15 protein-coding genes are annotated in these 13,950 nt (G+C 72.2%); 9 read left to right on the top strand and 6 right to left on the bottom strand.

Annotated features, from left to right (window positions below; translation table 11 throughout):
- Nucleotides 1-359 precede the first annotated feature (359 nt).
- On the top strand, nucleotides 360-1,799 hold the full coding sequence (locus AMY39116_RS0316455) for an amino acid permease (RefSeq protein ID WP_020418730.1): 1,440 nt from the start codon (nucleotides 360-362) through the stop codon (nucleotides 1,797-1,799).
- Here the strand turns inward: AMY39116_RS0316455 and AMY39116_RS0316460 are convergent.
- Nucleotides 1,789-2,433, bottom strand: coding sequence for a hypothetical protein (locus tag AMY39116_RS0316460; RefSeq protein ID WP_235716148.1), 645 nt, complete (start codon nucleotides 2,431-2,433; stop codon nucleotides 1,789-1,791). The genes AMY39116_RS0316455 and AMY39116_RS0316460 overlap by 11 nt on opposite strands.
- A complete protein-coding gene (locus AMY39116_RS0316465) occupies nucleotides 2,421-3,767 on the bottom strand; it encodes a glutamine synthetase (RefSeq protein WP_020418732.1) in 1,347 nt (448 codons plus the stop codon). Before AMY39116_RS0316465 ends, AMY39116_RS0316460 begins: the two co-directional genes overlap by 13 nt.
- 413 nt (nucleotides 3,768-4,180) lie before the next feature.
- On the opposite strand from AMY39116_RS0316465, the gene AMY39116_RS0316470 reads away from it, so the two are divergent.
- From AMY39116_RS0316470 to AMY39116_RS47830, 3 genes are all read left to right on the top strand, one after another.
- Complete coding sequence (locus AMY39116_RS0316470) at nucleotides 4,181-4,363, top strand: hypothetical protein (protein ID WP_017983718.1); 183 nt, start codon at nucleotides 4,181-4,183, stop codon at nucleotides 4,361-4,363.
- A gap of 140 nt (nucleotides 4,364-4,503) precedes the next feature.
- Nucleotides 4,504-5,184 (top strand): PepSY domain-containing protein, encoded by a 681-nt coding sequence (locus tag AMY39116_RS47825; protein WP_255346851.1) that lies wholly within the window; start codon nucleotides 4,504-4,506, stop codon nucleotides 5,182-5,184.
- Nucleotides 5,145-5,834 (top strand): PepSY domain-containing protein, encoded by a 690-nt coding sequence (locus AMY39116_RS47830; protein ID WP_255346852.1) that lies wholly within the window; start codon nucleotides 5,145-5,147, stop codon nucleotides 5,832-5,834. The genes AMY39116_RS47825 and AMY39116_RS47830 overlap by 40 nt, the downstream gene beginning before the upstream one ends.
- 48 nt (nucleotides 5,835-5,882) lie before the next feature.
- On the opposite strand, the gene AMY39116_RS0316480 is transcribed toward AMY39116_RS47830, so the two are convergent.
- Entirely contained in the window at nucleotides 5,883-7,646 is a 1,764-nt protein-coding gene (locus AMY39116_RS0316480) for a DEAD/DEAH box helicase (protein ID WP_017983720.1), read from the bottom strand.
- Between the two features lie 212 nt (nucleotides 7,647-7,858).
- Here AMY39116_RS0316480 and AMY39116_RS0316485 point away from each other — a divergent pair, with 212 nt between their 5' ends.
- The gene (locus tag AMY39116_RS0316485) at nucleotides 7,859-8,950 is read left to right on the top strand and encodes a YihY/virulence factor BrkB family protein (protein WP_020418733.1); all 1,092 of its coding nucleotides are present in this window, start codon (nucleotides 7,859-7,861) and stop codon (nucleotides 8,948-8,950) included.
- Here AMY39116_RS0316485 and AMY39116_RS0316490 read toward each other — a convergent pair.
- Nucleotides 8,911-9,165 carry a DUF3039 domain-containing protein gene (locus tag AMY39116_RS0316490; RefSeq protein ID WP_017983722.1) on the bottom strand — a complete coding sequence of 85 codons (255 nt, stop codon included), beginning with the start codon at nucleotides 9,163-9,165 and terminating at the stop codon, nucleotides 8,911-8,913. The two genes, AMY39116_RS0316485 and AMY39116_RS0316490, sit on opposite strands and share 40 nt — an antisense overlap.
- 75 nt (nucleotides 9,166-9,240) lie before the next feature.
- Between AMY39116_RS0316490 and AMY39116_RS0316495 the strand changes: the two genes are divergently transcribed.
- From AMY39116_RS0316495 to AMY39116_RS0316510, 4 genes are read left to right on the top strand one after another with little or no spacing between them, the layout of a single operon-like run.
- Nucleotides 9,241-9,621 carry a tautomerase family protein gene (locus tag AMY39116_RS0316495; protein ID WP_020418734.1) on the top strand — a complete coding sequence of 127 codons (381 nt, stop codon included), beginning with the start codon at nucleotides 9,241-9,243 and terminating at the stop codon, nucleotides 9,619-9,621.
- A gap of 16 nt (nucleotides 9,622-9,637) precedes the next feature.
- Nucleotides 9,638-10,147, top strand: coding sequence for a pyridoxamine 5'-phosphate oxidase family protein (locus tag AMY39116_RS0316500; RefSeq protein ID WP_020418735.1), 510 nt, complete (start codon nucleotides 9,638-9,640; stop codon nucleotides 10,145-10,147).
- 12 nt (nucleotides 10,148-10,159) lie between these two features.
- On the top strand, nucleotides 10,160-11,065 hold the full coding sequence (locus AMY39116_RS0316505) for a pseudouridine-5'-phosphate glycosidase (protein WP_020418736.1): 906 nt from the start codon (nucleotides 10,160-10,162) through the stop codon (nucleotides 11,063-11,065).
- Entirely contained in the window at nucleotides 11,062-11,928 is an 867-nt protein-coding gene (locus AMY39116_RS0316510) for a carbohydrate kinase family protein (protein ID WP_020418737.1), read from the top strand. Before AMY39116_RS0316505 ends, AMY39116_RS0316510 begins: the two co-directional genes overlap by 4 nt.
- 531 nt (nucleotides 11,929-12,459) lie before the next feature.
- On the opposite strand, the gene AMY39116_RS0316515 is transcribed toward AMY39116_RS0316510, so the two are convergent.
- Together AMY39116_RS0316515 and AMY39116_RS0316520 are read right to left on the bottom strand one after the other, a co-directional pair.
- Nucleotides 12,460-12,810, bottom strand: a complete 351-nt coding sequence (locus tag AMY39116_RS0316515; protein ID WP_020418738.1) for a DUF3099 domain-containing protein — start codon at nucleotides 12,808-12,810, stop codon at nucleotides 12,460-12,462.
- A 38-nt stretch (nucleotides 12,811-12,848) separates the two neighbouring features.
- Nucleotides 12,849-13,949, bottom strand: a complete 1,101-nt coding sequence (locus tag AMY39116_RS0316520; protein ID WP_020418739.1) for a M20 family metallopeptidase — start codon at nucleotides 13,947-13,949, stop codon at nucleotides 12,849-12,851.
- Nucleotide 13,950: the final 1 nt, after the last annotated feature.

The raw sequence follows: 13,950 nt of genomic DNA on the forward strand, positions 1-13,950 counted from the left end.
TGAGGCGCTTTTCGCGCGAAGGCGCGGGTTTAAAGATCAAAAGAGTCCTCGCCGGACGGGCAGGCTCCGGGATGACCAGGGGTTGGGTGCCTCGTCTTACCACGGCGAGGTGGTCGCTGTGTGGTCATCCCGTCGCCTTCCGGTTTGTGCATATCACCTTGAGCCAGGGCCGCAAGGTTGGCATGTTCGGCCGCCGGTTGGCGGCCTGGGTTGCGGCCCTGGCTCAAGGTGATCGCGCCGGTGTCAGGCGACGGGATGACCACCCAGCTTCTCTTGCGTTAAGGCCAAAGGCTTCCGCCTTCGTCACAGCAAAGGGCCACCGCGCTGCGGGGATCCAGGTGATCTTCTAACGTTCCACCATGGGCATCACCCGAACGCTTGACGTCAACGAAGTCCTCGCCCGGCAGGAGTCCGGCGAGTTGAAGCGCCGCCTGCGGGCCAGGGATCTGGTGGGCTTCGGGGTCGGCATCATCATCGGCACCGGCATCTTCACGCTCGCGGGCGTGGAGGCCAAGACGCACGCCGGGCCGGCTGTGACGTTGTCGTTCGTGATCGGGGCCGTCGTGGCGGGGCTGGCGGCGCTCTGTTACGCCGAACTGGCCTCCAGCGTGCCGACGGCGGGCAGCGCCTACACCTACGCGTTCGCCACGCTCGGGGAGGTGTTCGCCTGGATCATCGGCTGGGACCTGCTCCTCGAGTTCGCCCTCGGCGCGGCCGTGGTGTCGCGCGGGTGGTCCGGGTACCTCGCGAACCTGCTCGGGCTGCCGCAGGAGTGGTTCGGCGAGGAGGCGACCGTCAACGTCGGCGCCGTCGCCATCATCGCGGTCCTCACCGTCGTCGCCGTGCTCGGGATCCGCGAGTCGGCCCGGGTGACGAACGTGCTGGTGCTCGTCAAGGTCGCGGTGTGCGTCCTGATCATCGCCGTGGGCGTGTTCTTCATCAAGGGCGCCAACCTGACCCCGTTCATCCCGCCCGCACAGCCGGGCGAGAGCGGGGCGAGCGTGCTGCACCAGCCGGTCGTGCAGGCCGGGCTGGGGCTCGAACAGTCCGTGTACGGCATCGGCGGGGTGCTGTCCGCCGCGGCGATCGTGTTCTTCGCCTACACCGGGTTCGAGGCCCTGGCCAACCTCGGCGAGGAGACCCGCAACCCGCGCAAGGACCTGCGCATCGGCATCCTCGGCGCCCTCGGCGTGTGCGCCCTGCTCTACATCGCCGTGTCGCTGGTGCTGACCGGCATGGTGCCGTTCACCGACATCGACGCCGGCGCGCCGCTCGCCGCCGCGTTCGACTCGGTCGGCCAGCACTGGGTGAGCGCCCTCATCTCGCTCGGCGCGGTCACCGGACTGACCTCGGTGATGATGGTCGAACTGGTCACCATCGGCCGCATCGGCTTCGCGATGGGGCGGGACGGTCTGCTGCCCAAGCCGATCGGCACGACCCACCCGCGCTGGGGCACGCCGCACCGGATGACCATCGGCGGCGCGGTGCTGATCGCCCTGCTCGCGGCGTTCGTGCCCATCACCGAGTTGTCCGACATGGTCAGCATCGGCGCGCTGTCGGCCATGGTGATCGTCGCGATCGCGGTGCCGGTGCTGCGCCACAAGCGCCCGGACCTCAAGCGGCCCTTCATGGTGCCGCTGTCCCCGGCTCTGCCGATCATCGCCGCGCTGGCCTGCCTGTACCTGATGCTGAATCTGGACGTGCTGACCTGGATCCGGTTCGCCGTCTGGCTCGCGATCGGCCTCGTCATCTACTTCGCCTACGGCCGCAGGCATTCCCGCCTCGCGGCTAAGGAGTGAAGCCCGCCCGCGCGATCAGCGCCCGCGCCGCGGCCATGTCGGCGGCGGGCACCACGAGCAGCAGCCCCCGCAGGGCGGCGACCACCCGGTCGAGCAGCTGCAGGTGCACCCCGTCGCGGCCAGCGGTGGGGTAACCGTCCACAATGGCCACCAGCGTGCCGCCCGGGCCGCTGAGCACGCCCGCGAGGAACACCGGATTCCTGGTGCGCCAACGGGAACTCCAGAACGGCGGCAACCCGCCGTCGAGGTAGTCGCGCAACGCGGTGTCGGGGGTGTCCGGCGCGCCGAGGTCCGCGGTGTCCACAAAGGCCACCAGCGTGGCGTCCAGCTCGGGCACCCCGGCCAGGATCGCGCGCAACCCGGCGGCGGTCCACCCGCCCTCGGCGGCGACCGCGGTCAGCTCGCCCCCGGACAGCTCCGCGATGGCCGCCGCGGCGGAGCCCGGCGACGATCCCGCGGACGCGGTGTCGTCCTGGCTCGCCACCGCGATCCCGTGCGCCCGCAGGGAAACCAGCGTGACGAACGCGGCCGACTCGCCCTTCTGCTGCGGCATCTCGGCCCGCGCGAGGTCGATGAGGCGCGTGGCGCCGGGGAACCAGCGCACCTCGTCGAGCAGCCCCACTAGTACCGCCACAGGTGGGCGGCGACGATCTCCTCGACCGTCCGGTCCGCGGCCCAGCGCCGGTCCGAGGCACGCACCGCGCGGAACGCGCCGAGCAGCTCCTCCCCCAGCGCCGCGCGCATCCGGCCACTGGACGCCAGCGCGCCGTCCTGTTCGTCCGATGTGACCGGAAGGCGGCGGATTCCCGCGGCCGCCCGGCGGTCCTCGGTCCAGGCGCCGGGATCCTCGCCGACCGGATCGGGCAGGGCGAGCCTCTCCTCCAGTCCCGCGATGCCCGCGGTGATCACCGCGGCGAGCGCCAGGTACGGGTTCGCCGAGGCGTCACACGGCTTCAGCTCCACGTTGGCGTGATCGTCGCCTAGCAGGTCGGACCCCGGCACGAACCGCAACGGCGCTTCGCGGTTCTCCACGCCCCAGAACGCGTATGCGCTCGCGAAGTAGCCCGGGCGCAACCGCAACGTGGACGGCACGCTCGGTGCGGTCACCGCCGTGATGGCGGGCAGGTCCCGCAGCAGCCCGGCGAGGTAACCCGCGCCCTCGCCGTCCGGCACGCCGGCGAGCAGGTTGCGCCCCTTGCGCCACACCGAGGTGTGCAGGTGCCAGCCGTTGCCCGCCGCCTCCGGGCTGACGATCGGCGCGAAGCTCAGCCGCAGCCCGTGCTTGTGCGCGGCGGCGTGCAGGGTCTGGCGGGCCAGCAGCTGGTCGTCGGCCGCGGACACCGGATCGGTCGCCGCGAGCGAGAGCTCCAGCTGCGCCAGTCCGTACTCGGCGTGGAACTGGTTCAGCCGCAGGCCGTTGGCGTCGAAGTCGTGCAGCACTGTCGCGACGAAGTCGTCCAGCGGGATCAGGGCATGCGGACTGTAGGCGGGACCGCGGTGGCCGGGGGCGGAGGCGATGTCCGGCGCGCCGGCGGGAGCCACGGCGAACTCCATCTCGAAGCCGGCGCGGATCTCGTAACCCAGGTTGGCCGTCGCGGACACGACGGTTTCCAGCGCCGTCCGCTGGCAGTAGGGCCACGGCGATCCGTCGGCGGCGACCTGCCGCCCGGGCGCCCAAGCGAGCGCGGGCTGCCCGGCGAGCCGCCGCAGCCGGTCGATCACCGGCACGAGACGCACGTCACCCGAGGGCGTGCTCAGTCCGGGGTGGCCGAACGTGATGACGTCGTGGGTGTCGAAAACAGCGAACAACGACGTGATCCCGACCCCGCGCGTCGCGGCCGCGGCGAGACCGCCGATCGGCACGATCCGCGAGCGCGGGATGCCGTTGTTGTCGGCCCAGGCGATCTGCGCCCCGCCGACCCCGGCCGCCGCCAGGTCCTTCGCGGCCGCCGACGCCTGCTTCGTCATGACAGGGAGTGTCTCACGTGCCCCGCGCGGGGGATGGTTTCGCACACGGACTGATCACGATCTTGCCTCGGACCGGTCCACCGAATTCCGCTGAGAACGAACAAGCTGCTCCGCGCGGCCGCTTGACACGGGTTCGCACGAGCCGATTTCCACCCGCCTGCACTGGTCCTGACCACGGTAAACGGGTTTCTGGCAGGTTTCTCCGTCCTGAATGGCGGGATTGATCTACGGCATCCGGGGTAATTCTGCGTGACACACATCCCAAGCAGCCGGGAACACTTGCCAGGCGCTCAGCGTCTGCAAGAGTGGAGGCCAGCGAACACCGCGGAGCCGACGGGCAACCGCAGGGCCGAAGTGGTCGCCGCTGGATCGATGGCATCGGGCAGCCGATGCCGGGACGGAGGGAGACTCCAATGACATCACCGACGCTCACCCGCCCCGAGTTGACCGCAGCCGACCGTTGTGACCGGTGCGGTGCCGCAGCACAGGTACGAGCCATCCTCTCCAGCGGTGGCGAGCTGCTCTTCTGCGGCCACCACGCCCGCGAGTACGAGTCGAAGCTCAAGGAGATCGCTGCGGAGATCCAGCGCGGCTGAGCCAGACCACAGACAGCAGGCGGGCGCCCGGGGTTCACCCGGGCGCCCGCTTTGTCATGTGCCCGACGTCACACCGGGAACCGTCGCGGTGATTCCGGCGACCTGGAGGGAAAGCCGGTCCCTCCCCGCCGAGGAGCAGCATGACGACGGACGACCTCCTGGAGCCAACCGCACCGCCCGCCGCCCCGTCCGCGCCCCGCGGGACGCTGCGACCGGTCCTGCTGCGCCTGCACTTCTACGCCGGGATCCTCGTCGGCCCGTTCCTGCTGGTGGCCGCGATCACCGGGCTGCTGTACGTGTTCGCGCCGCAGCTGGAGCAGGTCGTCTACGACCACGAGCTGCACGTGCCGGCCGGGACCACGACGCAGCCGCTGTCCGCGCAGGTCGCCACCGCCGAGAACGCCGTTCCCGAAGGAACGTTGTACAGCGTGCGCCCCGGGCCGACGGCGACCGACACCACCCAGGTCGTCTTCAAGGTCGACGGCCTGCCGGAGAGCTACTACCGCACCGCCTTCGTGAACCCCTACGACGGCGAGATCCGCGGCGTGCTGGACACCTACGGCTCCGGTGGCGCGATGCCGATCCGGGGCTGGCTGGACAACCTGCACCGCAACCTCCACCTGGGTGACGCGGGCCGGATCTACAGCGAGCTGGCGGCGAGCTGGCTGGCGGTCGTGGTGGCCGGCGGGCTGGTGCTGTGGTGGGGCGGGCGGCGTCGCAAGCGCAAGGCGACGACCGGCGGGCACGCACGCTGTCCTGGCACGCCACCACCGGCACGTGGGTGGCGCTGGTGCTGTTCTTCCTGTCCGCGACGGGTCTGACGTGGTCGCAGTTCGCCGGGCAGAACATCTCCGAGGTACGGGCCGCGCTGAGCTGGCAGACCCCGTCGGTGCCGTCGAAGCTGCCGGGCGCGACGGCCGCCCCCGCGGTGGACTTCGACGGGGCCCTGGCCGCGGCGCGCACGGTGGGCTTGGACGATCCGGTCGAAATCACCCCGCCCGCGGTGGGCAAGGCCTACGTGGTCAAGCAGATCCAGCGCAGCTGGCCGGAGAAGCAGGACGCGGCCGCGATCGACCCGGCCACCGGCGAGGTGTTGAACGTGCTGCGCTTCGAGGACTGGCCGCTGGCCGCGAAGCTGGCCCGCTGGGGCATCGACGCGCACATGGGCCTGCTGTTCGGGCTGGCGAACCAGATCGTGCTGGCTGTGGTGATGGCCGGCCTGATCGCGATGATCGTCTGGGGGTACCGCATGTGGTGGCAGCGCCGCCCGGCCGGACGGCCCGTCGGCCGCCCCTTCGCGCGCGGCTCGCTCCGGCGGCTGCCGATGAAGGTGCTGGTGCCGCTGGCCGCCGCCGGGATCGTGGTCGGCTGGTTCATGCCGGTCTTCGGGCTGTCGCTGCTGGCGTTCCTGCTGCTCGACGCCTTCCTCGGGTGGCGGGCGCACCGCCGCTCCGAGGTGGCGCGCACCTAGCTACGCCACCCACACGCTGCGCCGGCCCCGCGCCAAGCGAGGTCGGCCTCACCAGGAACGCAGCGTCGCGATCCGCTCCTCCAGCTGTTCCATCGTCGCCATCGCCGTCGGCGGGCCGCCGCACGCTCGGCGCAGCTCGTTGTGGATCGCGCCGTGCGGTTTGCGCGTGCGGTGGTGGTACATGCCCACCAGGGTGTTCAGCTCCTTGCGCAGCGCCGCGATCCGCTCGTTCACCGACTGCGGCCGCGGCGCGGGCGCCGGGACCTGCTCCTTCTCCGGCTTGCGGCGGCTGGCGTCGGCGAGCTGCTCCTCCTGCCGCTTGCGCAGCAGCGCCCGCACCTGGTCCGGCTCCAGCAGCCCGGGCAGCCCGAGGTACTCCTGCTCCTCCTCGCTGCCGGAGAACACCGCGGTGCCGAAGGAGTTGCCGTCGTAGATCACCTGGTCCAGCTCGGCCGAGGCCCCCAGCGAGGTGAACGCCTTCTCCTCCTCGCCGGGCTCGTCCTCGGTCCGGTTGGCCTGGGCGAGCAGCTCGTCGTCCCAGCCGTCCTTCTCCCGGTGCGGCTTGCCGAGCACGTGGTCGCGCTGGGCCTCCAGCTCGCTGGCCAGCTCCAGCAGCACCGGCACGCTGGGCAGGAACACGCTCGCCGTCTCGCCCTTGCGCCTGGCCCGCACGAACCGGCCGATGGCCTGGGCGAAGAACAGCGGCGTCGACGCGCTCGTGGCGTACACCCCGACCGCCAGCCGCGGGACGTCGACGCCCTCGGACACCATCCGCACCGCGACCAGCCACCGGTCAGTCGACTCGGAGAACTCGCTGATCCGCGCGGTCGCCTTCGGATCGTCGGAGAGCACCACCGTGGGCGCCTCGCCGGTGATCCGCGCCAGGATCTTCGCGTAGGCGCGCGCCGACTCCTGGTCGGTGGCGATGACCAGGCCGCCCGCGTCCGGGATGCCACCGCTGCGCAGCTGCTGCAGCCGGGTGTCGGCGGCCTGCAGGACGGCGGGGATCCACTCGCCGCCGGGGTCCAGCGCGGTGCGCCACGCGCGGGCCGTCTGCTCGGCCGTCAGCGGCTCGCCCAGCCGCGCGGTGAACTCCTCCCCCGCGCTGGTGCGCCAGGACGCCTCACCGCTGTAGGCGAGGAACACGACGGGCCGGACGACGCCGTCGGCGAGCGCGTCGGCATAGCCGTAGGCGTGGTCGGCCTTGCTGCGCAGCGAGCCGTCGCCGTCGGGCTCGTAGGTGACGAACGGGATCGGCGAGTCGTCGCTGCGGAACGGGGTACCCGTCAGCGACAGGCGCCGCACGGCCGGGGTGAACGCCTCGCGGATCGCGTCGCCCCAGCTCTTCGCGTCGCCGCCGTGGTGGATCTCGTCCAGGATGACCAGCGTCTTGCGACCCTCGGTGCGCACGCGGTGCAGCGTCGGGTGCGCGGCCACCTGCGCGTACGTCAGCGCGACGCCGCGGTAGTCGGCCGCGACGGCGCCCTGGCCGTTGCGGTAGTTCGAGTCGATCGGGATGCCCGCCATCGCCGCGGACGCCGCCCACTGGTGCTTGAGGTGCTCGGTCGGGGTCACGATGGTGACCGCCTCGACCGTGCGGTCGGACAGCAGCTCGGCGGCGATGCGCAGGCCGAAGACCGTCTTGCCCGCGCCCGGCGTCGCGACGGCGAGGAAGTCCTGCGGCTGCGTGCTCAGGTACTTCGTCAGCGCGCGGCGCTGCCAGGCCCGCAGCGGGCGGGCGGTGGAGTCGTGCTGGGGCTCGGGTGCGGCGAAGCCCTGACCGGTCCGATTACCCTGGGCCGTGTCCGACAAGGGATTCCTCCCCCTCCTCTCGCCGACGATGGAACGCGACATGCGAATGCCCCCACGGAACTGCCCGGCCGCGATGCCGGACGGGGGTGAGGGCGGCTCATCGGAGATTACCCGTCCCCTCCGACAAGGGCCGCGAACGGCACGGCGGAGTTGAACACGCCACAGGTCTTGACAAGCCAAATCGCGCCGATTCCGCCATGCTTGGGGCTGACATGAGTTCACCGTCCGACGAGACGCCCGATGGCGCCGCCCGCCGCAAGGGTCCGGCGCGCCTGCTCGGGCGCACGCTGAACAAGGCGTGGGACGGCAACATCTTCTCCGAGTCTGCGGAGGCGGCGTTCTGGCAGACGCTGTCGCTGCCACCGCTGCTGCTCGGGCTGCTGGGCAGCCTCGGCTTCATGGGCGACTGGTTCGGACAGGGCTTCGTCACCGCGGTGCACGACCGGATCATCACGTTCGCGGACAAGATCTTCAGCGGCAACGTGGTGAGCCAGATCATCGAGCCCACGGTCGACGACATCCTGACCATCGGCAAGGGCGAGATCGTCTCGGTCGGCTTCCTGATCTCGCTGTGGGCCGGCTCGTCGGCGATGTCGTCGTTCGTCGACGCGATCACCGTGGCGCACGACCAGTACGGCGTGCGCAACGAGGTCTGGCAGCGGATCTACGCGCTGCTGCTGTACCTGGCGAGCCTGGTGCTGCTGGTGGTCGGCCTGCCGATCATCGCCATCGGACCGGACGTCCTGATCGACTTCCTGCCGGACGGCTGGGCGCCGACGATCACCACCTGGATCAGCTGGCTGTACTACCCGGTGATCGGGGTGCTGCTGGTCCTGGCCGTGGCGACCCTGTACAAGCTGGCCCTGCCGCGCCGGCTGCCGTGGCACCGCGGGCTGCCCGGCGCGGTGCTGGCGATGGTGATCTTCCTGCTCGCGAGTGTCGGCCTGCGGGTCTACCTGTCCTGGATCACCAGCACCGGCTACACCTACGGCGCGCTGGCCACGCCGATCGCGTTCCTGCTGTTCACGTTCTTCATCGGGATGGCCATCGTCGGCGGCGCCTACTTCAACGCCGCGATCCAGGAGCTCTGGCCCGCGAAGATGACGCGCCGCCAGCGCCGCAAGTGGCGGCGGCTGGAGATGGAGCGCGCCAGGGAACGCCTGCGCGAGGACTCGCCCTCACTGTGGGAGCGCACGACGCAGCCGTTGCGGAAGCCGCGCAAGCAGGAGGAGGCTCCCGCGACCGGGGAGGACGACCTGGCGGATCAGTCCTCGCCGTCGGGGCCGGGGCGCAAGCCCTCGTAGATCTCCTTGCAGGCCGGGCACACCGGCGAGCCGGGCTTGGGCGAGCGGGTGACCGGGAAGACCTCGCCGCACAACGCCACCACGTACGTGCCCATGACCGCGCTCTCGGCGATCTTGTCCTTGCGCACGTAGTGGAAGACCTTCGGCTGATCGCTGTCGGTCTCGTCGGTGGTCTCCGGGCGTGTGTCGACCTCGGGCAGCGTCTGGGTGCTCATGTGCCCATTTTGCCGCAGCACCCGTCGCGGCCGACACTCTGGCCTTCTGTACCTACTGGTATGTACGGTGAGGGAATGCCACTCGTACGCATCGACGCCCTGCCCGTGCACGACGACGCCACCCTGACCGCGCTCGGGGACGCGGTCCACCAGGCCATGACCGAGACGATCGACGTGCCGCGGGACGACTTCTTCCAGATCGTCACCCGCACCGACGGCCACCTCCGCTACGACCCCGGCTACCTCGGCATCCGCCGGGACGACGGTGTGGTCTTCGTCAGCATCACGATGCGGGTGGGCCGCACCTACGCGCAGAAGAAGGCGCTCTACGCGCGGATCGCGGAGCTGGCGTCCGAACGGGCCGGGATCGAGCCGCGGAACGTGTTCGTCAGCGTGACCGAGAACCACCCGGTGGACTGGTCCTTCGGGGAGGGCGTGGCGCAGTATCTGGGGTGAAGGGAGGGCTCCGCCGATGACCGTTCCCCGCGCCACCCGCCCGCACATGCCCGGCTACGGCACCCTGCCCGCCGACCAGGGAACGGGACTGCTGCCCTGGTCCTGGGCCGAGAACCGGCTGCGGGACTCGCACGACTACTGGGTCGCGACCGTGTGGCCGGACGGCCGCCCGCACCTGATGCCGGTGTGGGCGGTGTGGCACGACGAGGCGCTGTGGTTCTCCTCGTCGCGCGGCGCCCGGAAGGTGCGCAACCTGCTCGCCAACCCGGCCGTCACGATCTCGACGGACGACGCGCTCAACCCCGTGGTGCTGGAGGGTGTCGCCAAGGTCGTGCGGGACACGGTGTCCGTGCGGGCGTTCGTGGAGGCGGTGAACGCCAAGTACCGCACCGACTACGGCACGGACTTCCTGGACCCCGACGTCAACGCGACCGTGCGGGTGCGGCCGCGGTGGGTGTTCGGGCTGGACGAACGCGACTTCGGCGGCTCGCCCACCCGCTGGGACTTCACGGCGGACCGTCGGTGAAGATGGTCCCTCGTGACACCCCCGATATCGCTGGCCGACGAGGTCGCCGACGCCGTTCACAGCGGCCGCGCGGTCGTCGCGCTCGAAAGCACGATCCTGTCCCACGGCCTGCCGCCCGGCCGCAACCTCGCGGTCGCGAACCGACTGGAGGAGACCGTCCGGAAGGCCGGCGCGGTGCCGGCCACCATCGCGGTGCTCGACGGCGTCGCGTACGCCGGCCTGTCGCGCGCGCAGCTGGAACGCGTGTGCGCGCCCGACGCCGGGTTGGACAAGCTGTCCCTGCGTGACCTGGGGCCCGCGATCGGGCTCGGCCGCTCGGGCGCGACGACGGTGGCGAGCACCTCGGCGCTCGCACACGCGGCCGGGATCGGCGTGTTCGCCACCGGCGGCCTGGGCGGCGTGCACCTCGGGGCGGCCGAGTCCTGGGACGTCTCCGCGGACCTCGGCGTGCTCGCCACGGTGCCGGTGCTGGTGGTGTGCTCGGGGGTGAAGTCGGTGCTGGACATCGCCGCGACCCTGGAGGTGCTGGAGACGAACTCGGTGCCGGTGCTGGGGTACCGGACCGGCGAGTTCCCCGCGTTCTACCGGCGGACCTCCGGTTTCGAGGTGCCGTGGCGGGTCGACGACCCGGTCGCGGCCGCGGCCGTGGTCGCCGCGCACCGGCGGTACGCGTCGTCGGGGGTGCTGCTGGCCAACCCGATCCCGGCCGAGGCGGAGATGGACGCCGAACTGCACGACCGGTTGCTGGCCGAGGGGCTGGCGCTGCTGTCCTCGCGCGGCGTGCACGGCAAGGAGGTCACGCCGGTGCTGCTGGAGCACTTCCACACCGCCAGCGGCGGGGTGAGCCTGGACGCGAACGAGGAACTGGTGGTGTCCAACGCGCGGGTCGCGGCCGAGGTCGCGGTGGAGCTCGCGTGAAGGTCGTCGTGGTCGGGGACGCCGGGCTGGACGTGGTGGCCCGGCACGAGGGACCGATCGTCCACGGCGGCGACTCGCGGTCGCGGGTGCGGCTGGCCGGCGGCGGCGCGGGCGCGAACACGGCGGTGTGGCTGGCCGAGGCGGGCGTGGAGACGACGCTGATCGCACGCGTCGGCGACGACGCCGGCGGGCGCACGGTGCGGGCCGAACTGGAGGCGGCGGGCGTGTCGTGCGCGTTCGCGGTCGACGGTGACGCGCCGACCTGCGTGGTCGTGGTGCTGGTGGACGGTTCGGGTCAGCGGAGCATGCTGCCGGACCGGGGCGCGATGGCCCGGTTCGCGCCCGCGGACATCGACCCGGCGGTGCTGGCCGGCGCGGACCACGTGCACCTGTCCGGGTACGTGCTGCTCGACCCGTCGTCGCGGCCCGCGGGGCTGGCCGCGCTGGCGGCGGCGAAGGAGGCCGGGCTGACCACGTCGGTGGACCCGCAGGCGGCCGCGTTGATCACCGATCCGCGGGCGTTCCTGGCGGACGTGCGTGGCACGGACCTGTTGCTGCCCAACACGGAGGAGCTGCTGGCGCTGACCGGCTCGGCGGCGCCGTCGGCGGCGAAGGCGCTGCTGGACGACGTCGGCGCGGTGGTGGTGACGGCGGGTCTGGACGGCGCGACGTGGGTGTCCGCCGACGGTGAGGTGAGCGTGCCCGCGGAGGAGGCGAAATGCGTGGACTCCACCGGCGCGGGCGACGCGTTCGACGCGGGCGTGCTGGCGGCCTGGCTCCGCGGGGAGTCCACTGTGGACGCCCTGCGGGCGGGCGTGCGGCTGGGCGCGCGGGCGGTCACCAAGGTCGGCGCTCAGCCCTGACTCCGGCTGACTCACTGGTCTCGCCGGCGGGAGGGCGAGTGCTTGCTGTGAGCGGCTCCACGGGCGCGGCAGAGGTCGATGCCGCGCCCGTGGAGGCTTCGCGCAGGTGCGCTGATCCGGTGCGGTGAATGCGCGGCGGGCGCCGGCCGCGGCACTGCGTAGAGCGCCGACTTCGGTGAAGCCGTCGCGCGGCAGGCAGACGGCGCAGGGGCGCCCAGGCGGTGGCGAGTTGCCCACCCGCGGCACCGGCACAGTGTTGCCGATCGAAGCGGCAGCTCAGCCTCGCGCAAGCTCGGCCGCTCTCGGGGCGCCGCCTTGCCGCCTGCGGCGGCTCAGTCAATCCCGGCGGCACGCCCCACCCCCCGCGGCGGCAGCCCAGCCACCCGCGGCGGCTCACTCAATCCCGACGGCAGGCCCCACCACCCGCGGCGGCAGCCCAGCCACCCGCGGCGGCTCACTCAACCCCGACGGCACGCCCCACCACCCGCGGCGGCAGCCCAGCCCCCGCGACGGGTACGCCGAGCGGCGGGGTCAGCCGTCGATGATGCGGTGTTCGCGGTGTTCGATGGCCTTCGCGTTGCGCTGGTAGCGGTTGACCTTCTCCGGCTTGCGCGGGGGGCGGTCGTTGGCGATCAGCACCGCGACCCAGGGCAGCGGGATCGAGATGACGATGAACAGCAGCGCCAGCCACCACGTGTGGTAGAAGATCCCGGCCAGCACCAGGCACGGGAACCGCATGCCCATCATCAGCATGTACTTGCGCTTGCGGGCCGCGTGCTCGTCTTCGTAGGACGGTGCGGCCTCGGTGATGAGAACGGGGGCGTCCTCGTCGCCGGTGCCCCGGGGGGACCTGTTCACCGCGACCACCTCCTGTGCCTCCATGCTGCCACTTCGCCCTCCCCGGCGATACTCGGGTGGCGTTAAATCCCGCACCACCCTGCGCACACGCGCGTGAGAATCTCCACCGACTCGGCCAGCCGGGTGATCGAGCACCACTCGTCGGTGACGTGCGCCTGCTCCGGCTCGCCCGGCCCGCAGATCAGCGTCGGCACTCCGCCCAGCGCGGGGGTCAGCACGGACGCGTCGGTGAAGTACGTCGCCGTCGCCACCTCATCGCCCGCGCCGGTGACCTCCCGGACGATCGCGGCCGCCGAGGCCGCCCACTCGTCGCCCGGATCGGTCCACACCGGCGGCAGGTCGATCAGCGGGCGCACCTCGACCCCGGCCACCGCGGCCAGCGTCTCCAGCAACGCCGCGTGGTCCTGCCCCGCCACCGTCCGCACGTCCACCGTCGCCACCGCGCGGTCGGGCACCGAGTTCGTGTTCAGCCCGCCGGTGAAGGTGCCCACGTTCAGCGTCGGCGGCCCCATCACCGGGTGCGGCTCCACCCCGAACCGGTACTCCGCCAGCCGCGACACCGCCGCGGCCAGCTTGACCACCGCGTTGTCCCCCAGGTGCGGCATCGACCCGTGCGCTGTCACGCCGGTGGCGAGCGCCTCCAGCCACAGCGCGCCCTTGTGCCCGTGGAACGCCGCGTTCGCGGTCGGCTCGGTGATGACCAGCGGACCACTCGGCCCCAGCCGGTCCGCCACGAACCACGCGCCCTGCGACCCCGTCTCCTCGGCCGCCGTCAGCACGAGCCGCAGCCCGGCGCGGCGCGGCCGGGAGCGCGCGACCGTGACCGCCGCCGTCACGATCGCCGCCACCCCGGCCTTCATGTCGCTCACGCCGCGCCCGTACACGCGGTCGCCGTCGGTCTCCCCGGCGAACGGGTCGTGCTGCCACGGCGCGCCGCCCAGCGGCACCGTGTCGACGTGCCCGGACAGGCACAGCGGGGGCACGTCGTGCCCGGTCTCCCACTCGGCCACCAGCGTGCCGCGGCCGGGTTCGTGCTCGAACACCTCGAGGCGGAACCCCGCGTCCCGCAGCAGCGGCGCCACGACCTCCAGCGCCGCGGTTTCCCCGTGACCCACCGTGTCGACCGCGGTCAGCGCGCGGGTCAGCGCGAGTGCGTCCGTCACG

This window comes from Amycolatopsis sp. ATCC 39116, assembly GCF_000231075.2.
GTDB lineage: Bacteria > Actinomycetota > Actinomycetes > Mycobacteriales > Pseudonocardiaceae > Amycolatopsis_E > Amycolatopsis_E tucumanensis.